General features: G+C 63.5%; 23 protein-coding genes and 1 pseudogene. 18 read left to right on the top strand and 6 right to left on the bottom strand.

Going from position 1 to position 19,816, the window contains the following annotated elements; translation table 11 throughout:
- Positions 1-168: 168 nt before the first annotated feature.
- Positions 169-1,677 (bottom strand): annotated as a pseudogene (locus CA234_RS22840) (DUF4158 domain-containing protein); the annotation flags it as partial.
- 95 nt (positions 1,678-1,772) lie between these two features.
- On the opposite strand from CA234_RS22840, the gene CA234_RS22835 reads away from it, so the two are divergent.
- The 7 genes from CA234_RS22835 to CA234_RS22805 all read left to right on the top strand — a co-directional run bounded on the left by CA234_RS22835 (position 1,773) and on the right by CA234_RS22805 (position 11,685).
- Entirely contained in the window at positions 1,773-2,402 is a 630-nt protein-coding gene (locus CA234_RS22835) for a recombinase family protein (RefSeq protein ID WP_004213007.1), read from the top strand.
- The gene (locus tag CA234_RS22830) at positions 2,399-2,956 is read left to right on the top strand and encodes a hypothetical protein (RefSeq protein ID WP_004213004.1); all 558 of its coding nucleotides are present in this window, start codon (positions 2,399-2,401) and stop codon (positions 2,954-2,956) included. The genes CA234_RS22835 and CA234_RS22830 overlap by 4 nt, the downstream gene beginning before the upstream one ends.
- 451 nt (positions 2,957-3,407) lie before the next feature.
- Positions 3,408-7,094 carry a strawberry notch family protein gene (locus tag CA234_RS22825; protein ID WP_241213653.1) on the top strand — a complete coding sequence of 1,229 codons (3,687 nt, stop codon included), beginning with the start codon at positions 3,408-3,410 and terminating at the stop codon, positions 7,092-7,094.
- Positions 7,095-7,196: 102 nt separating this feature from the next.
- The gene (locus CA234_RS22820) at positions 7,197-9,521 is read left to right on the top strand and encodes a ParB/RepB/Spo0J family partition protein (protein WP_126002839.1); all 2,325 of its coding nucleotides are present in this window, start codon (positions 7,197-7,199) and stop codon (positions 9,519-9,521) included.
- 78 nt (positions 9,522-9,599) lie between these two features.
- Positions 9,600-10,490: a zincin-like metallopeptidase domain-containing protein gene (locus CA234_RS22815; RefSeq protein WP_126002838.1), complete on the top strand. Its 891-nt coding sequence runs from the start codon at positions 9,600-9,602 to the stop codon at positions 10,488-10,490.
- A 44-nt stretch (positions 10,491-10,534) separates the two neighbouring features.
- On the top strand, positions 10,535-11,152 hold the full coding sequence (locus CA234_RS22810) for a hypothetical protein (protein ID WP_241213652.1): 618 nt from the start codon (positions 10,535-10,537) through the stop codon (positions 11,150-11,152).
- On the top strand, positions 11,143-11,685 hold the full coding sequence (locus CA234_RS22805) for a thermonuclease family protein (protein WP_126002836.1): 543 nt from the start codon (positions 11,143-11,145) through the stop codon (positions 11,683-11,685). Before CA234_RS22810 ends, CA234_RS22805 begins: the two co-directional genes overlap by 10 nt.
- A gap of 3 nt (positions 11,686-11,688) precedes the next feature.
- Here the strand turns inward: CA234_RS22805 and CA234_RS22800 are convergent, their stop codons facing one another.
- Positions 11,689-12,024, bottom strand: coding sequence for a metalloregulator ArsR/SmtB family transcription factor (locus CA234_RS22800; RefSeq protein ID WP_126002841.1), 336 nt, complete (start codon positions 12,022-12,024; stop codon positions 11,689-11,691).
- Positions 12,025-12,199: 175 nt separating this feature from the next.
- Between CA234_RS22800 and CA234_RS22795 the strand changes: the two genes are divergently transcribed.
- On the top strand, positions 12,200-12,847 hold the full coding sequence (locus CA234_RS22795) for a hypothetical protein (RefSeq protein WP_126002835.1): 648 nt from the start codon (positions 12,200-12,202) through the stop codon (positions 12,845-12,847).
- Positions 12,848-12,851: 4 nt separating this feature from the next.
- Here the strand turns inward: CA234_RS22795 and CA234_RS22790 are convergent, their stop codons facing one another.
- Positions 12,852-13,298 carry a response regulator gene (locus CA234_RS22790; RefSeq protein WP_241213651.1) on the bottom strand — a complete coding sequence of 149 codons (447 nt, stop codon included), beginning with the start codon at positions 13,296-13,298 and terminating at the stop codon, positions 12,852-12,854.
- Between the two features lie 25 nt (positions 13,299-13,323).
- Between CA234_RS22790 and CA234_RS22785 the strand changes: the two genes are divergently transcribed.
- The 6 genes from CA234_RS22785 (at position 13,324) to CA234_RS22760 (ending at position 16,827) form a co-directional block, all read left to right on the top strand.
- On the top strand, positions 13,324-13,566 hold the full coding sequence (locus CA234_RS22785) for a hypothetical protein (protein ID WP_126002833.1): 243 nt from the start codon (positions 13,324-13,326) through the stop codon (positions 13,564-13,566).
- A 136-nt stretch (positions 13,567-13,702) separates the two neighbouring features.
- Positions 13,703-14,869 carry a hypothetical protein gene (locus CA234_RS22780; RefSeq protein ID WP_241213650.1) on the top strand — a complete coding sequence of 389 codons (1,167 nt, stop codon included), beginning with the start codon at positions 13,703-13,705 and terminating at the stop codon, positions 14,867-14,869.
- A 9-nt stretch (positions 14,870-14,878) separates the two neighbouring features.
- Entirely contained in the window at positions 14,879-15,127 is a 249-nt protein-coding gene (locus tag CA234_RS22775) for a hypothetical protein (RefSeq protein WP_126002831.1), read from the top strand.
- Positions 15,128-15,307: 180 nt separating this feature from the next.
- A complete protein-coding gene (locus CA234_RS22770) occupies positions 15,308-15,769 on the top strand; it encodes a hypothetical protein (RefSeq protein WP_126002830.1) in 462 nt (153 codons plus the stop codon).
- A 177-nt stretch (positions 15,770-15,946) separates the two neighbouring features.
- On the top strand, positions 15,947-16,471 hold the full coding sequence (locus CA234_RS22765; protein ID WP_126002829.1) for a hypothetical protein: 525 nt from the start codon (positions 15,947-15,949) through the stop codon (positions 16,469-16,471).
- Entirely contained in the window at positions 16,468-16,827 is a 360-nt protein-coding gene (locus tag CA234_RS22760; protein WP_126002828.1) for a DUF3768 domain-containing protein, read from the top strand. The genes CA234_RS22765 and CA234_RS22760 overlap by 4 nt, the downstream gene beginning before the upstream one ends.
- Here CA234_RS22760 and CA234_RS22755 read toward each other — a convergent pair.
- Positions 16,805-17,080: a hypothetical protein gene (locus CA234_RS22755; protein WP_126002827.1), complete on the bottom strand. Its 276-nt coding sequence runs from the start codon at positions 17,078-17,080 to the stop codon at positions 16,805-16,807. The genes CA234_RS22760 and CA234_RS22755 overlap by 23 nt on opposite strands.
- 328 nt (positions 17,081-17,408) lie before the next feature.
- On the opposite strand from CA234_RS22755, the gene CA234_RS22750 reads away from it, so the two are divergent.
- On the top strand, positions 17,409-17,777 hold the full coding sequence (locus CA234_RS22750) for a response regulator (RefSeq protein WP_126002826.1): 369 nt from the start codon (positions 17,409-17,411) through the stop codon (positions 17,775-17,777).
- A gap of 54 nt (positions 17,778-17,831) precedes the next feature.
- On the opposite strand, the gene CA234_RS22745 is transcribed toward CA234_RS22750, so the two are convergent.
- Positions 17,832-18,095 (bottom strand): hypothetical protein, encoded by a 264-nt coding sequence (locus CA234_RS22745; RefSeq protein WP_126002825.1) that lies wholly within the window; start codon positions 18,093-18,095, stop codon positions 17,832-17,834.
- A gap of 202 nt (positions 18,096-18,297) precedes the next feature.
- Between CA234_RS22745 and CA234_RS22740 the strand changes: the two genes are divergently transcribed.
- On the top strand, positions 18,298-18,492 hold the full coding sequence (locus CA234_RS22740) for a hypothetical protein (protein ID WP_126002824.1): 195 nt from the start codon (positions 18,298-18,300) through the stop codon (positions 18,490-18,492).
- Between the two features lie 8 nt (positions 18,493-18,500).
- On the opposite strand, the gene CA234_RS22735 is transcribed toward CA234_RS22740, so the two are convergent.
- Positions 18,501-18,959 (bottom strand): hypothetical protein, encoded by a 459-nt coding sequence (locus CA234_RS22735; protein WP_126002823.1) that lies wholly within the window; start codon positions 18,957-18,959, stop codon positions 18,501-18,503.
- A 140-nt stretch (positions 18,960-19,099) separates the two neighbouring features.
- Between CA234_RS22735 and CA234_RS24515 the strand changes: the two genes are divergently transcribed.
- Positions 19,100-19,270: a hypothetical protein gene (locus CA234_RS24515; protein ID WP_164521915.1), complete on the top strand. Its 171-nt coding sequence runs from the start codon at positions 19,100-19,102 to the stop codon at positions 19,268-19,270.
- Positions 19,271-19,286: 16 nt separating this feature from the next.
- Positions 19,287-19,484, top strand: coding sequence for a hypothetical protein (locus tag CA234_RS22730; protein WP_126002822.1), 198 nt, complete (start codon positions 19,287-19,289; stop codon positions 19,482-19,484).
- Positions 19,485-19,816: the final 332 nt, after the last annotated feature.

Genomic DNA, 19,816 nt, shown 5'->3' with positions numbered 1-19,816 from the left:
GCATGATCAATCGTCGTCGATCGGCTCGCGGCACACCCATCAGGTGCATCATCAGTTTCAATTACACCGGACCTCAGTTTTGGTGTAGGTTCTGTGCGGCTCCGCTTCCAAAATGACGGTCATGAGAGCGTAGGATTCCGCCCCCTCCCGCAAACGCCCCCAGACATGCGGGTCGGACGGGACCGCCAGCTTCGCGGCATGCGCGACCGCCATCGGCACGAGGACGTGGCGCAGGTCACCATATCGATGCGAGCGGTCGAGCCATATGTCGCCCGAGCGCAGCGCGTCGCGCAGGTGAAACATGACCGCGACTTCCCGGAGGCGGGCATCATCATCGCCCTTCGCCCGCAACTGTCGCCGCCATTTGGAATGCGGGCGCAAGAAATCGTCGGCCGCCGGAACTGCGCCCTTGGTAGCGATGACGGTAGCCGCGTCCAGCAAAGGCCGTGCAACCGCCGCAGCTTTGAGGTCGAGGCATCGCAGCATGCGCGGGGCATACCGACGGAAGCGGTGATACCCCTGATCAACATAGGCCAGCGGATCATCGCCCAAGGTGTCCGTCAACGTCTTGGCCGTAGCGACGAGGCTGGTGAGCCGTTCCCATCCCGCCCCGCCCGCGACCGCATCTTCCAGCGACGCGCCGTCGCCATGCGCTTCGAGCAATGATTGACCGAGTGCAGTGAAGCCGTTCAAAGTCGCAGTGGTAGCGCCTCTGGTTTCTACGACCCGCGCGTCATGCAGTTGCTTCGCGTCGCGCCAGGTGCGGCCAACGATCCGGTCATGTGTTTCGATCACCGCATCCGCAGTCGCCGTGGCCCATTCAATGACGCAGACCGCCATGATAGCGCGGCGCCGATCGGCGCCGAGGTCGCGCAGGCCATCGGCGAAGTAGCGCTCGCCCTGCCGGCGTAGCCGGGCGACGCGATGCGGTGGAACACCGGCAAGTATACCATCATTGAGGTTCATCGCGCGCAGGAACTCGAGCCGGTCGAGCAGCCGGTTCGCCGCGGCGGAGTTGTTGCCCGGCTCAATCCGGCGCAGCCAGATGAAGCGGCTGATCGCCCCCGGCAGCATCTCGGTAGTCAGTCGGTCGAGCCCATCACAGGCGACGGGATCGAGACGGGCCGCGATCCGCTTCTCGATCCGACGTTCGGCGGCGACGAGCGCGTCCGCGCACAAACGCTCGATTGTCGTGATCGCCGGCAGGATGGTCATGGTTTCACGGCAGCGGGCAATGAAGCGCCGGGCAAGGTCGTCGTTTGAGCGTGCCTGCTCGGCTTCGGCGAGAAGCCAATCGCGGAAAGCCCTGGCATACGGTCCCCGTCCGGGGAACATTCTGTATCCGTAGATACGGCGCAGCGCCTCCATGTGCTGGTGGCGGGTTTGGCGTCGAACGGCATAGGCCGCGAGCGTCTCGCCAGCGATGCCAAGCTGGGCGCCTAGAAAGGCAGATACAGTGTGGGGGATCAGTTCGCCGGGAGCAAGGGTCCGGCCTGGATATCGCAGCGCGCACAACTGCAGGGCGAACCCGATGCGGTTCTCCGGTCGGCGACGCCGGTCGATATGAATCAGGTCATCGTCTGCCAGAAGATAATGGCGCAGCAGCGCCGCTTCGTCAGTCGGTAGGTCGAGTAGGGCCGAACGCTGTCGGGCGCTGAGGATATGGCGTCTCGGCATGCACGGCTTGTCCCCATTGAACAGAAGTCTGTTTTGGACAACACTGACCCCACGCAAATCAAGGCTTTTCGAGGCCTAATTCCAGAAGGGTTCAATTGGGACAGCGCGCCGCCATCTACGCCAGGGTTTCGACAGCCGACCAGTCGTGCGAACGGCAGCTCCGCGACCTGGCCGGCTTTGCCGAGCGTGGCGGCTATGAAGTGGTCGAGGTCTTCCGCGAAACCGCGTCGGGCATGAAGGCAAACCGTTCGGCGCGGGCTGAGGTGATGAAGCTGGCGCAGGCACGCCATATCGATGCGATCCTCGTTACCGAACTCAGTCGCTGGGGGCGTTCGACCCAGGACCTGCTCGATACACTCAACCGGCTGTCGGGCTGGCGCGTGTCGGTGGTCGCGATGAGCGGCATGACGTTCGAGGTCGATACGCCGCATGGGCGGATGATGGCGACGATGCTCGCAGGTATAGCCCAGTTTGAGCGCGACATGCTGAGCGAGCGGGTCCGCTCTGGCCTTGCTGCAGCGCGGGCACGTGGCCGCAAACTCGGCCGGCAACTGGGGGAGCGACCCAAGTCGGACCGCCTCGCGCCCAAAGTGTTGGCGCATATCGCCGAGGGGCGGAGCTATCGCTGGATCGCTCGCGACCTGGGACTCAGCAAGAACACGGTCGCCGGGATCGTGGCTCGCGCACGGGGTAACGTGAGCCCTGATGTCACGGTGACGACATGACCGGGGCGTCTGGACGGCTGCGTCCCGATCCCCGGCGCAAGGCGCGGTTTCGCGAAATCGCCCGAGGCATTGTCGCCAAGGATCGCTACAATCGGAAGTACGGGATCGCCGTCGACACTGCTGGCGCCATCGCGCAGGCGCTAGAGCGCGCGTACCGCGATGGAGTCCGGGACGACCCGGCCGCAGCCGTTCAAGCGCCCGAACAGGATGATGCCGGCCCGCTGGAATGGGCGTTGATCCCACCACGACCGCGAGATGCCTTCTGGAGTATCTGCCTATACACCCTGGGCCGCGATACCGATCTCCCACGTGACGGCCATCTCGCTCCGGCTATTACCGAACGCGGAACGCCCGGATGGACACTCGTGGCAGGAGGGTACACCCCTGACAGGGTGATCAGCGATAGGAGCATTGGCCCGCTTGTCCGCCTCGGCCTTATCGCGCTCGCAGTCGATTTACCGGTTCGCATGATCGTAACCGCACAGGGGAAGGAAACATGGGCTCTCTTCTGCCAGCGCGGTGGGATGTACCCTGAGGATCTCACTGACATTTGATCCATTTGATCGACATCCATCCGGCGGAATGGTGAAGGGCAGCATCCGCCCCGTTGCAGACGTTCCCAATGGTCGTCATCCCGGCGCATGCCGGGACCGTGGGCTGTCTTTAGAAGCAGCCTCACGTCCGGGCGCCCTGGCGATAGCTATCGCCTCAAGACTTGCCCACGGTCCCGGCATGCGCCGGGATGACGGATGACCGCGCCCCACCCCAAATCAGCCGTCACCCTGAACTTGTTTCAGGGTCCATCAATCCGAAAGCCCAGTTTATGATCGGCCAACCGAGATGGCGGCACGAGCCACCACGCTCCGGCACCAATCGCCCGATGGATCCTGAAACAAGTTCAGGATGACGCAAGGCGGGGGCGCGATGTCCGCTCCCCACCCCTTCTTGCCGTTTCGCTTAGGGTGTCATTTCGCCCTCAGCCGGAACCGACCCCATGATGGGGCCATGCTGGTGACCAAGCATGCCGCGCTGGCGCGGCCAACTGTGGTGCTGATGAACCCTCCCTTCGCGCGGAGCCTCGGCCGCGGGGCAGACGACCTGGCCGCTGCACGCCACCTGATGGCGGCGCTTCGACGGGTTCGCCCCGGGGGCCGCGTGGTAGCGATCATGCCGGATTGGTTCACGAACAGCGCGCGCATGCGGGATGCCTATGCCAAGGTGCTCGCCGGTTCGTCCGTGCGCACCTCACTCCGGTTCGAGAGCTGCTATCGCAAGCACGGCACCGACGTAGCGGTGCGGCTCTACGTCATCGATAAGGTGCCGGAGAAGCTGGAAGCGGTGACGATCCAGCGCGGCAGTGTCGCCGAATTCCTGGACGTCATCGAGGTGCCCGCGCGCGCGGAGCTGAAGGCAGACCAACTGCCGATCGCAGCCGCGCAGGCCCGGCCGTCGTTATTTGGCGCGAGCCGGAACGCGAGGCCGGCGGCGGAGCGCAAGACTGAGGCGCCCAAATCCCATGCCGTTCTGCCGGTCACCTATGCCAAGCTGGAGGAGCCGGCGCCGCTCGGCGATCAGGTCGGCATCTATCTGCCGTATCGTCCGAGCCGCATTGTCTTCGACGCTGCCGGCGAACATCCGACGGCATTGGTCGAATCCGTAGCCATGGCCTCGATCGCCATGCCGGTGCCGAACCATGTCCCGCAGCTGCCGGAGCGCATCGTATCCGAACGTCGGCTCTCGGCGGCGCAGCTTGAGACGGTGGTTTATGCCGGGCACGCGTGGGAGAATTATCTCCCCGGCAAGTGCCGCCCCGCCAAGGAAGGCGTGACGATCGTCCTACACGAGGAAGGTCGCCTCTATCGGATGGGATTCTTTTTGGGCGACGGCACCGGCGCCGGCAAAGGACGCCAGATCGCTGCCTGCATCCTCGATCAGTGGCTGCGCGGTAAGCGCCGGCACATCTGGGTGTCGAAGAACGAGCCGCTCCTTGAGGACGCGCGGCGGGATTGGTCCGCACTCGGGGGGCTGTCGGGCGACGTGCAGCCCATTTCCAATTGGAAGATCGACGAGAAGATCACGCTGCAGGACGGCGTGCTGTTCGTCACCTATCCGACCCTGCGCTCAAGCCGCGGCGATGCCGATCGCCTGCAGCAGATCCTGACCTGGGCAGGTGAGGATTTCGACGGTGTGATCGCCTTCGATGAAGCGCATGAGATGGGCGGTGTTGCCGGCGGCGAGGGCGCGCTCGGGCCAAAGGAGGGATCGCAGCAGGGCATATGCGGCGTTCTGCTCCAGAACCACCTGCCCGACGCGCGCGTGCTCTATGCCTCGGCGACGGGTGCCTCCGACATTAACAACCTCGCCTATGCGGTCCGTCTTGGTCTGTGGGGACCGGAGACGTCCTTCGCCACGCGGGAGGAGTTCATCTCGAACATCCGGCTTGGCGGGATCGCTTCGATGGAGCTCGTCGCGCGCGACCTGAAGGCGCTCGGCGTCTACATCGCGCGCGCGCTCAGCTTCGCCGGCGTTGAGTACGAGGTGCTTCGCCACGGCCTTACGCCGGGGCAGATCGAGATCTACGACACCTACTCCGAGGCCTGGTCGATCATTCACCGGAACATGGAGCGGGCGCTCGAGATGACGGGTGTGGTCGACGGCCTTGGGGGCGGGACGCTCAACTCCGGCGCCAAGGCCGCGGCGCGCTCGCGCTTCGAATCCTCCAAGCAGCGGTTCTTCGGCCAGGTGCTACTCAGCATGAAGATGCCGACGGTGATCCCGGAGGTCGAGCGGCACCTGGCTGCAGGGCAGTCGGTTGTGTTCCAACTGGTGACGACGGCAGAGGCATTGCTCGATCGCCGTCTCGCCCAGATGAGCCCCGAGGAGCGCGCCGAGATCACCCTCGATTTGTCCCCCACGCAGATCTGCGTTGACTATCTGATGCGCGCCTTCCCGACGGCTCAGATGGAAGAGAGCGTCGATGCAAACGGCAATGCCTTCTCACGGCCGATGTATGACGGCGGCAATCCGGTCCACAATCCGGAGGCGATTGCTGCCCGCGACAATCTGATCGAGCACATTTGCGCGCTGCCGCCGATCAAGACAGGGCTCGACGCGCTCCTCGACCATTTCGGTCCCGATCGCGTCGCCGAAGTGACGGGGCGGACAAAGCGGCTCGTCACCGGCGCCGATGGCCGGCAGCTGGTGGAAAGCCGCTCGCCCCGCACGAACCAGGTCGAAGCCGCCGCCTTCATGGAAGGCCGTAAGCGGATCCTCCTTTTCTCTGATGCCGGCGGCACGGGGCGGTCCTACCACGCGAGCCTCGATGCGAAGAACCAGGAGCAGCGCGTCCATTTCCTTCTGGAACCCGGTTGGCGTGCCGATCGCGCGATCCAGGGCCTCGGGCGCACCCACCGGACCCATCAGGCGAACACCCCGCTGTTTCGTCCCGTCACCACCGACTGCAAGGGCGAGCTGCGCTTCACCTCGACCATCGCCCGCCGGCTCGACACGCTGGGGGCGCTGACGCGCGGTCAGCGGCAGACCGGCGGCCAGAACCTGTTCGACCCCAAAGACAATCTGGAAAGCCAGTACGCCAAGGATGCGCTGCACACCTGGTTCCGCCTGCTTCACTACGGCAAGCTGAAAAGCGTGACCTGCGAAGCCTTTGAGGCTCGGACGGGGCTTTCACTGCGCGATCAGGACGGAGCACTGAAGGAGGAGCTGCCCCCCATTCAGCGCTGGCTCAACCGACTGCTGGCGCTGCCGATCGGGATGCAGAACAGCATCTTCGAGGAGTTTCTCGCGCTGGTGGAAACCCGCGTCGAGAAGGCTCGCGAGGCGGGCACGCTGGACGTAGGCGTGGAGACGATCATGACCGAAACGGCGCGCGTGATCGACGACACGCTCCTGCGCACCGATCCGCGCACCGGCGCTACATCGCATCTACTGACGATCGAGATTGCGCGGAAGCGCAGCGTGATGTCGCTTAGCCGAGTGCTCGAGCGGGCCGAGGCCTTCAGAGACGCTACCTTCGTCCGCAACGCCCGCTCCGGCATGGTGGCGCTCCGCACGCGCGCAGACTCCTGGATGGGGGACAACGGCGAACCGATCCTGCGGGTCGAGCTCCAGCGGCCGAGCCGGCGCGAGTTCATGCGCGAGGCCGATCTGTTCGAGAGCGCGTGGGAGCCCATCGACCGCGCCACCTTTGTCGCTCAGTGGCAGGCAGAGGTGGAGGAGGCGGCCGAGAAGCTGGATGTAGAGACCATTCGGCTCGCCACAGGCCTCCTGCTGCCCATCTGGTCTGCCCTTCCACGCGACCACCTTGCCGTTCACCGCGTCGTCGATAAGGCCGGAAACAGCTGGCTTGGCCGCCTCGTGTTCGACCAGCACGTCGTGGATCTCTTCACCAAGCTCGGCATCTCCAAAACCGAGGATATGCCTGCACGTTCGATCATCGACGCCGCGCTCTCGGGGCGCGCAATAGAACTCAAGCAGCCTTTCCCGATGACGATCAGGCGTACTCGCGTGAACGGGAACGAGCGGATCGAGATCGAAGGCGCGCCGGCGGGCCAACTCCCCTGGTTCAAGTCGCTGGGCTGCTGGACCGAGCTGATCAACTTCAAGACGCGGCTTTTCGTGCCCACGACCGACAAAGCAGCCTCGATCATTGAAGCGATCATGCAGCCCCGTTGAGGCCTGTAGCCCCGGCTGCGCCGGCGTGCCGGGGCTCCGAGAGAGGAGGGAGGAAGGGTGGGGTGTCCGGAAAAAGCCGGACATCCAGAAGGAGATCCGACCATGACGAAGCCCGCAATCCAGTCCGTGAAGCTAGCCAAGCTGCAGCTTTCCGCCATCAACGTCCGCACCCCCAGGAACGATCTAATCGAGCAGCTGGCGGCCGACGTCGACGCTCGCGGCATCATCCAGAACCTCATCGTAGCACCGCTGAAGAAGCCGCGGGGCAGCTTTGCGGTCATCGCAGGCAGCCGCCGCTACCGCGCGCTGATGCTCCTCTCCGAGCGCGGCCAGATCGATCCAGCGCAGTACGACGTGCCGGTGATGGTCATCGAGGCGGATGACGCGGCCCTCTCGGAAACCTCGCTCGCCGAGAACTTCCACCACCTGGCCATGTCGCCGGCGGACGAATGCCGCGCCTTCCAGCACTTCATCGGCGAGAACGGCGACCTTGATGCCGTCGCCAAGCGGTTCGGCGTCACCCGCAAGTTCGTGGAAGGCCGCCTCCGCCTCGCAGACCTGGCCGAACCCATCTTCAACGCGCTCGCTGAAGGCAAGATCACGCTCGACATGGCCAAGGCCTATGCGACCACCCCCAGCCACGATCGCCAGCTGACGGTCTGGAACACCTACAAGAACTACAACTACAACTCGGACGCGATCCGCCGAGTCATCCTGAACGAGACGATGAAGTCGACCGAGCCGGTGGCGATCCTCGTCGGCGCCGACCGCTATGTCGCCGCCGGCGGCGTGATCGAGAGCGATCTGTTCAGCGACACGGGCGACAGCTGGGTCAACCGCGAGATCGCCGAGGGTATCGCCGCCAAGATCATGGAAGAAGAGGCGTCTCGCCTCGGCGAAGAGCTGGGCCTGGGCTGGGTGCGGCCGATTGCATCGAGCAGCACCTGGGAAGTTGCCCGCGAGCTCCACCGCGTGCATCTGCCGAGCGAGCCGATGACCGACGCGCAGCGCGCCCGCATCGACGAGATCGATGCCCGTCTCGGGGCGATCGAAACCGAGATGGAGGACGAAGAGCTCAGCCAGGAGGCCTTCAGCGCTCTCGAGACCGAGGCCGAAGCGCTCCAGGATGAGCGGAACGACCTTCACAATCGGCCGAAGATCCTGCCCGACGAGCTCAAGCCGCGTGTCGGTCGCATTCTCTCGCTGAAGCAGACCGGCGAGATGCTGCTCGAGGCCGAATATTACAGCGAGACGCCGCTGCGGGTGACGCCGATTGTAGAAGCGCCGGAGCGTCCCCAGGGCGATGATGGTGAAGGCGTCGATGACGGCGGCTTCAGCGAGGCCCTGGAGGGCGAAGAGGGCGAAGGCCGGATCACCGGGTGGCAGATCGAGGAAGGCCAGAGCGGCCGCACTAGCGGCGGCACCTCTGCGGGCCCGGTCAAGCCGATCGCGGCGGCGCCCGACGGCAAGGCGCTCAGCCAGGTGCTCTTCGACCAGCTGGCGGTGCAGCGCCGCGATGTCTTGGGCGCAGCGCTCCTCGGCAATCCGGCGCTCGCACTCGACTTCATGCTCTTCGCCATGGTCGACGAACGCGGTTCCTACAGCATGGGTCAGAGCGGCACGACCATCAAGGCGAGCCGCCCCGATGATCCCGTGCGCGGCGATGCCGTACCGCCGTCCAAGGCGCGCGACTATATCAACGAGTTCGCCGAGGCCATGGAGGACGGGTGGCGCGACGGGAAGACGAAGGTGGATCGCTTTGAAGCGTTCCGCCTGCTCAGCGACGAGGCCAAGGCGCAGTGGATGGCCTGGGTGGTCGCCACCTCGCTGACCGCCAAGGACTGCTACGGTCTGGCGGACTCCAATCCGCTGCAGAACCGGCTCGCGACCATCCTCGAAGTCGATGTCGCCTCCTGGTGGCGGCCGACGTCGCTCAACTACTTCGATCGCATCTCCAAGGGCGCCATCCTGTCGCTTCTGGATGAAGTTGGCGGGCCTGCGCTGTCGGGTCGCCACGCGACGCAGAAGAAGTCGGAAATCTCCGAATCCTGCCAGAAGCTGTTCGCCGGCGAAGCCATCATCGAGGCCGAGGTGCGCGAGGTGATCACGTGCTGGGTGCCGGAGGCGATGCGGTTCACCGAGGCGGCCCCGTCGACGCCGAGCGAGGCCGAGGATGACGACGAGAACGATGATCTCGGCCTGACCGATGATAACGGCACGAGCGAGGACGAGCTCAGCATCGACGATGACGACCAGCTCAGCCTCGGCGACGAAGACGATCTGCAACTGAACGGCCACGATGAGGAAGACCCCGAAGACGACGGCGTCGGTCTGCCGCTCGGCGACAACGACGATCTGACCGACGACCGCGAGGCCGAAGACGACTTCAGCGTGAACGACAGCCTCCACGCGATCGCGGCCGAATAGCTTCCAGCCTCCTTCTGGAACCCCTGGCACCGCTGGCGGCAAGCCCGTCGGCGGTGCTCTTTTTGGAGGACCTCGATCATGAACAGCATCGCCGAAGATGTGACGAAGCTTCTGCTGCAGAAGCTCGAGCAAGGTATTGTGCCCTGGAAACGGCCATGGTCGCTCACTGGGGAAGGGGGACGCCCGCTCCGACATGAGGGCACGCCGTACACCGGCATCAACTGCCCGTGGCTTTGGAGCATCGCGGACAGCCGCGGCTACAAGAGCCGCTACTGGATGACGAAGCGCCAGGCCGAAGAGCTCGGCGGCCGCGTTCGCAAGGGCGCCGAGGCGACCATCTCGATCTACGCGTCAAGCTTCCGCAAGCAGGGCAAGTCGCTGCTGACGGGCGAGACGACCGCGCAGCTGATCCGCTTCCTGCGCAGCTACCTCGTCTACAACGCAGACGAGATCGACGGCTTGCCGGCATGGTACTACCCGAGGCCCGTCGCCCCGACGCCGACGCTGCTGTCGCTACGTCAGGAGGCGATCGACGCCTTCTTCGAGCAGATCCCGTCTGTGGTCCGCTATGGCGGCAGTGAGGCCTATTTCTCGCCGCTCAGCGATCACATCCAGATGCCGAAGCTCGCGCATTTCGCCTCGGCCGACTTGTTCGCATCAACGCTCGCGCACGAGCATGTTCACTGGACAGGGGCGCGCGGTCGGCTCGATCGAACCTTCGGCAAGCGCTTCGGGGACAAGGCATATGCGTTCGAGGAGCTGGTTGCCTGCCTCGGCCAATCCTTTATCTGTGCCGAACTCGGGCTGCCGACCGAGCTTCACGACAACCATGCGAGCTATCTCGGCACATGGATCCGTGTCCTGAAGGACGACAAGGCCGCGGTCTTCCTCGCCTCCACCAAGGCCGAGCAGGCGGTCAGATACCTACAAGCTTATGCCTCGGCGACGCCTGTCGCCAAGGCCGCCTGACGGAGGAGCGTCACATGGGTTGGCTGGAAATGAGCCGAACGTCGATGGGCGGGCATGAGACGCCCAAGGCCTATCTCGACGCGCAATTTACCTACGAGAGGGAGGTCGACGGTGCCAAGCGCGGTCACAAGGTGCTTGCCTCCTCCTGCGTGAACAATCGCGTTTGGTACGGCGCCGTGCAGCAGGTGGAAAACGGCGTCGCCGGTGAGGTCTTCGCAGTCGTGTGCCTGGTCAAATGGAACCCGCGCTCCAGGAGCGGATACCATTTCGCTTACAAGGAAATGGACGAGAGCGTGGGCCCGTATGAAGCCGAATGTCCCGAGCGGATCCTCGACCTTCTGACCGAAACGGACCGGCCCCACGCGATCGATTGGCGGGCGCGGTGTCGCGCGGCGATTGCTAGCCGGCGCCGCGACGTGCCCGATGGCGCCCTGGTGCGCTTCGAGAGCCCGCTAACCTGCAGCGACGACAGGCAGGAAACCGATTTCCGAGTGCGGAAGGATGGAGCCAAGCTGCGCTTCTTCCGTCTCGACGGTAATGGCCCCTACCGGGTGCGCAACTTCTACAAGCTGAACTGGTCGATCGTGCCGGAGACCAAGGTGCATCGCACCGTCTTCGCGCGCGCCGGCGAGCCGACAAAGGAAATGCTGAAATGCGCCTAATCGTAATTACGATTTTGCTCGCCACGACCAGCTGTGGCGTGCTGCCTGACGCGAGCGCAGGACAGCGGAACCGCGACGGCTTTGAGGCGCAAGCGCGCGCGGTCGACGGAGACACGATCGCCGTCGATTTTCGCCTGTTCGGTGCCGATGCGGTCGAGCGCAAAGCGCTGTGCGCAAAGGGACCGTCCTGCTGGCCCTGCGGCAAGGCCGCGCAGGACTTCGCGTCAAAGCTGATGAAGCGAGGGCCTGTGTCGATCCGGCTCATAGGACAGCAAAGCTACGGGCGGCCGATCGCGAGCGTGGATGTCGGCGGGGAGGACCTCGGGGAAATGATGATTGCTGCCGGCTACGCCGTGCCGACGCCCAACTTTCTGAAGATCGATCCTGCACGGGCGCGCCGCTACGAGGCCGCGTTCGACCAGGCAGAAGCGAAGCACGTTGGTATCCATGGCGGCGATTTCATCGAGCCGAGCCGCTGGCGGAAGGGCGCGCGGCTATCTTGCGAGCGCCACGGGCGTTTCGATCCTTCTTGAAGTCTAGGCGGCTCGCTCGTGAGCCTCTTCGATCTCAGCCGCGCCGGCTTTTTGCAAGAGCAGCTCGCGTAGCGCGGTCACAAAGTGACGCGCCTCGGCGCTGGTGAGGGAGTAGAACACCTTCTGGCCGCTCCTCCGCGTTGAAACGATGCCTTCGCCTCGGAGAATCGCAAGTTGCTGTGAGACCGCCGTCGTGTTCGCGCCCACGGCCTTGGCGAGGTCACTGACAGACCTCTCGCCATCAAGAAGCTCCCAAATCAGCATGCTGCGGGTGCGCCCAGCGAGGACCTTGAGGAACGCCGATGCGCGCGAAGTGAAGTCGTCCAGATCTTCTCTCATGAAGTGAGGATTATTGAGCAGGGCAAGTGCATGCAAGTCTTCGCATTTTCCTTCTTGCTGCAGGTTAGCAACTATCTCGCTCCGCGATGAGTGGGAGCTTCCAGGACGATCAGGAGGAGAGGGGGAAGGGAAGGGGAGAGCGTGCTTTCGCGCTCCGCTTCCCCGGAGACACCCCATGACCTTCGATGTTGCTTTCCGCCACCAGCAGGCCCTCGATCCCAGCGCGCTGACCACGATCGGCAGCACGCTCCACGCCATCAGCAAGGCCATGGACGACTGTCGCAATGCCGGCGTGAGCGCAGAGGAAGATCCCGCCGTCATCCTGCTCGCGCGCCATTTCGCCGCGGTCTGCGACACGCGCCCCGCCGCCAGCGAGCTGCAGGGCAGGTGCATGCAGGCGATCAAGGATCTGCGCGGCGCACCCGTCTTGGTGACGCTCGCGCATCGCGGGGTCGACTTCGATGCTGCAGCGAAGAACGCCTTCCATTCGGAAGGACAGAAGGCGATGCGCGCTCTGGCCAAGGCCCTTCAGCTGGAAAGCGGCCAGTACGAGGTACGGTCCTGCCGGGGCGGTCCGGCAGTCTCGGGCGAGATCATCCTCCACACGGAGAAGTGTTACGTGCAGCTCAGCCTCGGCCTCTGCGGTCTCGATAAGGAAGTCCTCTACCGGACCTGCCGGGGACGCGACGATTACACCGGTGGCCGAAACTACTTCGCGGGCGTTCGCGACCTGGTGGATCCGCAGCGGTTCGCACGGCGTATCGTCCACGAGCTTCAGCTGGATTGTCCCGTGCCGGAAGAAGCGGAGACGCTCTTCGGCTAGGTTGCTAGTCTGACCGGCTCGCTTGGCGCTCGACCAGCTCCGACAGTTCAGCGGAACGGTACGGCTTTGGCAGGAAGACGCTGTCGCTCGGAAGAGCATCAGACCCCAGCCACTGCCTGCCCGAGGTAATGATCACTTTCACGTGCGGATAGCGCTCTTTGACGATAGCGGCGAGCTGCAAGCCGTCGATCAGGCCTGGCATGTTGATGTCCGTGAACACGACCGCGACCTGATGCCGCTCAAGGAGATCTAGAGCCTCGGTGGCATCGGGCGCCTCCACGACGCGAAACCCGCCCTCCTGAAGCATACCGGCAGCGATCATTCGGACGAAGGGCTCGTCCTCGACGACTAGAACCGTGCGACCTTCAGGGCTTTTCGTCAAATCAACTTCTCCGAAGTTCCGAGCGCTCAGTTTGCCGACTCGTTCCGGAGGGTTGATCGATATCAACAACTTAGCTTGAGAGGAGGCCCAAGCCATGGCGGCCTATATAGCTCGCTTCACCAACCTGCACCCAAAGTTGTGGGCACCCTATTCCATCGTGGCGTATCCTTACGGCTTCCACGAGTGGCCGGAGGAGTATGCCAATCCGGTGTGGGACCCGCACGTGCGCCTCATCACGCCCAATGGACCGGTGTCTCGAAGTCTGGGAGACTGCTCGACGCTCGATGACGCGCTGGCCGCCTGCTGGACGCACTTCGTCACCCTCGGTGAGGCGTGACACGATGGAGCACTTCGACCCAACCTCGGCAGCGACCTGGGCCGCCCGCGGCCGCAGCGTTGATGACGCAGAAGCGCTAGCGTCGATATGGCGCGCCTTCCCGGATCTACCTCCCTGCGCACCGGCAGAGGCGAGGATGCAGCGGATTCGCGACCGCGTGGACGCCATGCGTCCGATCAGCGACGCTGCCCAGGAAAGGCAAGAGCGGGAGCGACGTGCCCGCAACTTTGCGTTTGTGGAAAGAAAGGCCGCAAGCGGCGAGGCCGATGCGCGTGATCTGGCGACGCTGCGCGCCCGCGATCACCATGGGTTCGATTGGAATGAGGCAGTTCGATACGCCGAGGCCTTCTATGCTGCCCAAGCGGGTTGGTCCTATCGCGAGCCCTACCGTGCGTTGCGGGAGAGCGCGAGCGAACGGGAAGCCTACGACGCCGGCTTCAAAGACGGCGGCGGGGACCCCAACGATCTATTCGACGCTGCGCGTAGGGCGTTCTTCGCCGCGGCACCTCGCAACCAGGTTGAGCCTACAGCGTCGAAGCAGGCATCGATGATGGTGCCGAGCAGCTGGCCCAAGCCGACCGACGCCCCTCGACCGACGAGGTGGACCCGACGCCTCGCCATTTTGACCGAGCAAGATCTTCGCGCCCCTGAACAGGGCGGAACAGGTTTTGGCGCAGCGATGCTGCAGCCGGCGATGCAGGAGATGACGGTCCTCGTCCTGTGCGACGGCAGCATAACGCCTTTGTCGGAAACGCTGTCGGCGCCGGTCCCCGCTCACCCGCACGAAACGCTGGAGGAGCAGCTGCAGCGGCTGCTAGCGGGATTGGAGGTCGACGACATCTTCACGACGGCCGCTGGAGCAGATCTCGCCTGCCTTGATTCCGCGGCGGGGGCGCTGCCGCTCGCGCGTAACCGAGAGCGCTCCCAAAACTCCTTTCTTCAGCAGCGCGTGCATGTCCGCACCTGGCTTGAGCGAGGCGCTGCAGACGGAGAGAACATCGGTGCGGGACACATCCGCTGGAGCAAGGCCGCGAAGGGTCTGAGAGCCTCACTGGGCGAGTTTACGGCCGTCGATCGGGGTAGTCTCCACAGAGGATGCCATGAGATCCACGTGCTGCTGCCTGACGGCACTATCGCCGAAGACTTCGTGGACGCCGCTGGAAAGCCAATTAATCCGAGAGTTCGATTCCCTAACAGGTCGAAGCTGCGATACGAAATGGCTAAGGCTCTACGAATGTTCGGCGGCGGGATGCGCTTTGCGCTTGCTGAGGGAATCCCGAATAGTCATAATCTGGTGCGATAGGGGGTCACTATGAACATCCTGCACATGCTTAACCCAGTGCTCTTCGTTATTACGCTGCCGACTATGTACACTCTGTTTATGGTGACGCTGCGATTTTGGCCACCGGTATTGTTCGGCATTGTTTCCGTGCTCCTCGTTGCCGCAGACGAAGGGCAGCTGGTTCGCGCTACGTGTACCATCACTGTGACGGGCGTCGTGGTCGCAGCTGCACTGGAATGGCGCCGGCGAACTTTACGGCGGCTTCATCAAAGCTCTTGATGCAACTGTCCTAGCTCCGCAGGACGCCGAGCTGATCAAGTTCCAGGACGGTGCTGCACAGCTGCTGCTCGCCCAGCGGCCGACACTCACCGATTGGCTGACCAGGTTCAACGCCGGCGCGAAGCGGCCGCATGAAGCCACCAGCAGAAGTACATTCCTCCCGATCGCGAAGGAGCTTCCATGAGCCGCTATAAGCTAGACCCGAGAGGGGACCGTCCCGACATCGATCACGCTGTGATCGGTTGGGATCGTCCGCTCGAGACGTTCTTCGCCCAGGTCTTCACCAAAGCATCGCCCGAAGAAGACGCGATTGTGTGGGTCGGGACGGATTATCGAGAGATCCGGACACCGGAGGCGGCAATCGCCGCCGTCGATCAATATGCCATCGTCCCGGAAGACATTCGGGCCAGACTGCTGAGCGACTTCGCAGACAAGCCGGCACGTCATCCAGACCCAAGCCTCACGAAGATCAGGGTGCGCGTGCGAAATGTAGAAGATGTTGATCCAGATTTAGTAGGGCGAGAGGGGAACCTTGTTCGCTCACACCTCAGTGGCTACATCGTGAAACTGGATCCTATCAGCGATGAAGCAAGCCCGCGCAGCGAGTTTTTCGCCGCGAAATCCCTGGCTAGGCTCAGCTGACCATACAAGATTAGCAGGCAGACCCTCACCGTGGCCCCCCGCGTGAGGATTGCTCTCCTGCTAAAGGACCCCGCTTCGCCACCCCCCCTTTCGGCGGAGCGGGGTCCGCCTTTGAGCCGTGCGACAAGAGAGGAGGGGGAGGAGGAGATCGGATCTTGGTGATCCGGGAGAACTCCGATGCCTCACATCATCGATATCGGCGGCACGCCGGCGAACGAGAACTGCGCCCAGCTGGGGCAGACCGACGACTTCGAGCGGCTCAATCGCCTTGAAGTCGCCGCTTACAAGGCGGCACTGATCGGGCGCTATGGCCCGCCTCCAGCAGGTTGCGAGCTGGTCGAACTGCGCAACCCGCACGACTTTGGTCGCTACTTCACGCTCGGTATCCGTATCGCCGACGAGGACGCGGCGATCTCAGCGGCAGCAGACTATATCGAGCAGGTGGAGAACGGCCTCGGAAGCTGGCTTGAGGCAGGCTTCCGCGCGCCCGTCAGCTACGATGACGCCGGCAAGCCGACCGAAGTGCGCGAGCTGGCCGACGTCATCGTGTCGGCTCTTCTGATCACGCGGCCCGCCCGCGATGGAGTGTTCGATATCCCCCAAAACGCCGCCATCCATCAGCATCTGGTCGACGCTTATCCGTCTGCGGCGGCAATAGCCGCCTCGCGGATGACAGACGCGTGCGCAGGAGCTGCGGAATGAGCGCGGAGACCGTATCCCGAACCGAGCGCATCGCGCAGCTGAATGATCTCTGCCGACGCGGCCTGTATCCTAATGGGCGTCATCAAATGACGCGGACTCTTCGCGCTACGCTCGAGGAGCCTGGCCCTGTCCCTGGACTGCTCGCTACCTCTCGCCTCATGAAGGCGATCCGCGAATACGAGTTCACCGCGGATGACGGTCCGGAGCGCGACTTTGGAGCATTGGACTTCGAAGGGCACCGGATCTGCTTCAAGATCGATTATTTTGAGCCAACCATGGTCTATGGATCGGAAGATCCGAGCGATCCGTCCATCACGGTGCGCGTCATGACGATCATGCTGACGAGCGACTACTAACGCGCTGCCGACCCTCGGGGATGAGGATGACGCATTCGGCGAACGCAATGCTCTCGATGAGGCCGCCACCCGCGTCCAAGACGTCGACCATCCCGTTCATGTCGATGCAGCCCTGCACCAGGTCCTCGGCAAGGATCGACCGAACCGAGTGGATCGCCGTGCGGCGAGCCGCATCGAGATCAGCGCAAACCGTGCCCTCAGGGTCGATTAGCGATCCGTTCTGGTCGTGAACGTTGAAGAAGTAGCGCTGCATACGCGCGGTCCGATCCGCCCCGCCTAAGGCACTAGAAGAGCCCGCCAACGCAGGGGGAGGGGCGGGCTCTTCCTTGTGTCGCTCGGAGGGAGGAGGCTCCGGCGCCAGCACGACCCGGCATGTCTTGTGGACTGGTCCCGGTGGAACAGTCTTGCCCTAATCACGGAACCGTCACAATTAGGTAGTTAGACTGTACTCCGGATAAATCTGAGATCACGTGCGTTCGGACGCCCAACGTCCTGACCAAATGTGGTTAACGCGCGTAAAACAACGCAGGTTGGGCAAAGAGCGTATTTCAGGCGCACTTGCACGCGCCTAGGGAGAGGTGATGGGACAGCAATTCTCTTCGACAGTGCTGATCGTCGACGACGAGCAGTATATCCGGACACTTGCATGTTCTGTGCTGACCGATGAAGGCTTCAATGTGCTGGAAGCTTCCGGGACAGCGGAGGCGCTCGAACTGGCGGCGCGGCACAACATCGACGTCCTGTTGACGGACCTGCACATGCCCGGCTCGCTGAACGGGCTGCAGTTGGCAGCGGAGATCCGAGCTACGGACCCGCTGGTGCGCGTGATCATCTCCTCCGGAGAAGATGCCTCGGTTCTTCAGGACGACGTCAACGGCGCTGTCTTCCTGGGCAAACCGTACCGGCCACACCAGCTGACGAACGCCGTGCGCATGCACATAATCGATTAGAACGGATCCGAAACGATAATGGAAGTTATGTAAAACAATGACTTAGCCGATTTGCTAAGGGCATTGGTTGAACACGTAGCACCCGACGAAGATTGCATTCACCGGGGCGCTGACCAAGCCGACAATACTGACGCCGGTAACTACCGCGGCGATAGCCGGCTCGGAAAACCTCCACGCGCTCCAGTTCGATACGGCGAACCAGGTGAGCACGAACGCCATGAACCCTTTGAAGCCGAGCTGCACAGGCAGAAACTGCGGTGCAAATAGCAGCGCCAGATAGCTGGCGAGTACCAGGGATGGCGTCAGGATCGCGCGCATGCCTGCATCCATAATCGGGCAGGCTCGATCGCGCCAGCGGCGCTCAGCGGCCCAACAAGAATGGGGCCGCGAACCGGCAGTGCCCGCGACCCCATCTTCAAGGAGACTTCTGCGTACAGGTCCGACCCAAACGTTCACCACATGGATCAGGATCCAGTGCCTACCACGCCCTTCCTTTCAACTCCATTGACGGAAACCGCGTATGTGCAGCCCCAATCTCTCGCCGCTCCGCGGCAAGCTCGCTTCTCCCGAGAACGCCTATGCCGTTGCCGTCCAGCTTCGCGCCGCGGGCGGCGCCGAGCAATTCGTCGTCTCCACCGGCGACCCGATGCAGCCCTTCCGGGTCAGCGGCGAACCTCCGGTAGGCCAAGAGCAGTTCCTCGCGCTGGTCGCTTGAAGAACCACTCAGCGGAAGGCGTCCGCCTTCATCAGCTCCGCTGCGGTCGGGCTTTCCACCGTCTCTGCCGCGGTGAAATAGCGGACCTGGACATGCTTGGCTGCGGCCTTCGCCATGCTGCCACGCGCATACAGGATCGCCTTCAGCCAGCTCAGATCCCTCACGGCCTGCGAGAGGTGAAGGTCCCGCACGAGGTGCCAGATCCGCATCTGGAAGGGGCTGCCGTCCTTCACGATATCCTCGATTCCGAGATAACCCATGCCGAAGCGCTCACCCTTGCGGTGATCGTTCTCCAGGTCTGCGAACGCCTCAAGCAGCTGAGCGACCGAATAGTAAGCCGTCGCCAGATCGATGCCGATCGAGGCGCCAGCCAGCATCCGACGTGAGTGGCTTAGCTTCCGATCCTCGAAAGCATCACGAAGCGCCAGATCATAATCAAAGTCACGCAGTGCATCGTTGATGTCCATGGGTACTCTCCTTCGCGGTGGCGACGTATAGAACAAAGGTAGAACATGGGCCAGCACTATTTTGCCTTTGCTAACGCAGAAACTTGCAACGATTATCCGCCACGGCGATTTTGACCGACCACGCTGTCGAAGGATCGAGCATGAACCCCGTTGATGATGGTGAGCGCCTTGCGCTCTGTCTGCCGGAACGCATCGCAGCACTCTCCGACGAGGAACTCCGCCAGGAGTATCTGAGCAACACCGCCGAAGCTGGCGATCCGCTACAGGATGCTTTGGCTGCCGAGCTCGAGGTGCGGAACATCGACTTGTGACCAGTGGAGGACACCAGTGCCCAAAAGCCTGACCCTGAAGATCTGCCTGCTCGCTATCGTCGCAAGCGCGGCCGAAACCGGGCTCTCGATCGCGCTCAGGGAATACGCAGCTGCGATGATCTTTTTCGGCCTGAGCATGGTGCTCGCCCTGCTCACCACCGCAGCCTACCCGCTCCTGAGGTCCCGACCGATCGAGGTGCGCGGCTTGGAATAATGGCGTTGATCCCGCCACCTGATGTGTGCGGCGCCTCGGCGGAAAGAACAGTTTCTCGGCGATTGCCGGCATTTGAATTGGCCTGCGGCCAATGCTTTTGTTCGTTTGGCCGGCACCGGTGCCCTATCTCCGCGCCTGAAGGCGCTCCGACCGAGCCCGCAAGCGGTCTCGGCCCTGTCGGGTGACGACCACCTATCGGGGGACCCGCTGCAGCCTGCACTCCCCTGCCCCGCACCTGGTCGCCCGCTGATCATGCATCCCCAGCAGCCTTCGGCTGTCGAATGACGCGCATCGGCGCGTCATGGGCTGCTTGTGAGCCCATGATCTCATCG

Origin of the sequence: Sphingomonas sp. ABOLE, assembly GCF_003950455.1 — a bacterium.
Lineage (GTDB): Bacteria > Pseudomonadota > Alphaproteobacteria > Sphingomonadales > Sphingomonadaceae > Sphingomonas > Sphingomonas trueperi.
The sequence above is the reverse complement of the archived record's forward strand: the minus strand, read 5'-3'. Positions and strand labels throughout refer to the sequence as shown.

What these genes read in the sequence shown, in the direction of transcription:
- CA234_RS22830 (WP_004213004.1), top strand. Translation starts at nt 2,399, where the DNA reads ATGACCGGGGCGTCTGGACGGCTGCGTCCCGATCCCCGGCGCAAGGCG.
- CA234_RS22825 (WP_241213653.1), top strand. Translation starts at nt 3,408, where the DNA reads ATGCTGGTGACCAAGCATGCCGCGCTGGCGCGGCCAACTGTGGTGCTG.
- CA234_RS22820 (WP_126002839.1), top strand. Translation starts at nt 7,197, where the DNA reads ATGACGAAGCCCGCAATCCAGTCCGTGAAGCTAGCCAAGCTGCAGCTT.
- CA234_RS22815 (WP_126002838.1), top strand. Translation starts at nt 9,600, where the DNA reads ATGAACAGCATCGCCGAAGATGTGACGAAGCTTCTGCTGCAGAAGCTC.
- CA234_RS22810 (WP_241213652.1), top strand. Translation starts at nt 10,535, where the DNA reads ATGGGCGGGCATGAGACGCCCAAGGCCTATCTCGACGCGCAATTTACC.
- CA234_RS22805 (WP_126002836.1), top strand. Translation starts at nt 11,143, where the DNA reads ATGCGCCTAATCGTAATTACGATTTTGCTCGCCACGACCAGCTGTGGC.
- CA234_RS22800 (WP_126002841.1), bottom strand. Translation starts at nt 12,024, where the DNA reads ATGAGAGAAGATCTGGACGACTTCACTTCGCGCGCATCGGCGTTCCTC.
- CA234_RS22795 (WP_126002835.1), top strand. Translation starts at nt 12,200, where the DNA reads ATGACCTTCGATGTTGCTTTCCGCCACCAGCAGGCCCTCGATCCCAGC.
- CA234_RS22785 (WP_126002833.1), top strand. Translation starts at nt 13,324, where the DNA reads ATGGCGGCCTATATAGCTCGCTTCACCAACCTGCACCCAAAGTTGTGG.
- CA234_RS22780 (WP_241213650.1), top strand. Translation starts at nt 13,703, where the DNA reads ATGCAGCGGATTCGCGACCGCGTGGACGCCATGCGTCCGATCAGCGAC.
- CA234_RS22775 (WP_126002831.1), top strand. Translation starts at nt 14,879, where the DNA reads ATGAACATCCTGCACATGCTTAACCCAGTGCTCTTCGTTATTACGCTG.
- CA234_RS22770 (WP_126002830.1), top strand. Translation starts at nt 15,308, where the DNA reads ATGAGCCGCTATAAGCTAGACCCGAGAGGGGACCGTCCCGACATCGAT.
- CA234_RS22765 (WP_126002829.1), top strand. Translation starts at nt 15,947, where the DNA reads ATGCCTCACATCATCGATATCGGCGGCACGCCGGCGAACGAGAACTGC.
- CA234_RS22760 (WP_126002828.1), top strand. Translation starts at nt 16,468, where the DNA reads ATGAGCGCGGAGACCGTATCCCGAACCGAGCGCATCGCGCAGCTGAAT.
- CA234_RS22755 (WP_126002827.1), bottom strand. Translation starts at nt 17,080, where the DNA reads ATGCAGCGCTACTTCTTCAACGTTCACGACCAGAACGGATCGCTAATC.
- CA234_RS22750 (WP_126002826.1), top strand. Translation starts at nt 17,409, where the DNA reads ATGGGACAGCAATTCTCTTCGACAGTGCTGATCGTCGACGACGAGCAG.
- CA234_RS22745 (WP_126002825.1), bottom strand. Translation starts at nt 18,095, where the DNA reads ATGCGCGCGATCCTGACGCCATCCCTGGTACTCGCCAGCTATCTGGCG.
- CA234_RS22740 (WP_126002824.1), top strand. Translation starts at nt 18,298, where the DNA reads ATGTGCAGCCCCAATCTCTCGCCGCTCCGCGGCAAGCTCGCTTCTCCC.
- CA234_RS22735 (WP_126002823.1), bottom strand. Translation starts at nt 18,959, where the DNA reads ATGGACATCAACGATGCACTGCGTGACTTTGATTATGATCTGGCGCTT.
- CA234_RS24515 (WP_164521915.1), top strand. Translation starts at nt 19,100, where the DNA reads ATGAACCCCGTTGATGATGGTGAGCGCCTTGCGCTCTGTCTGCCGGAA.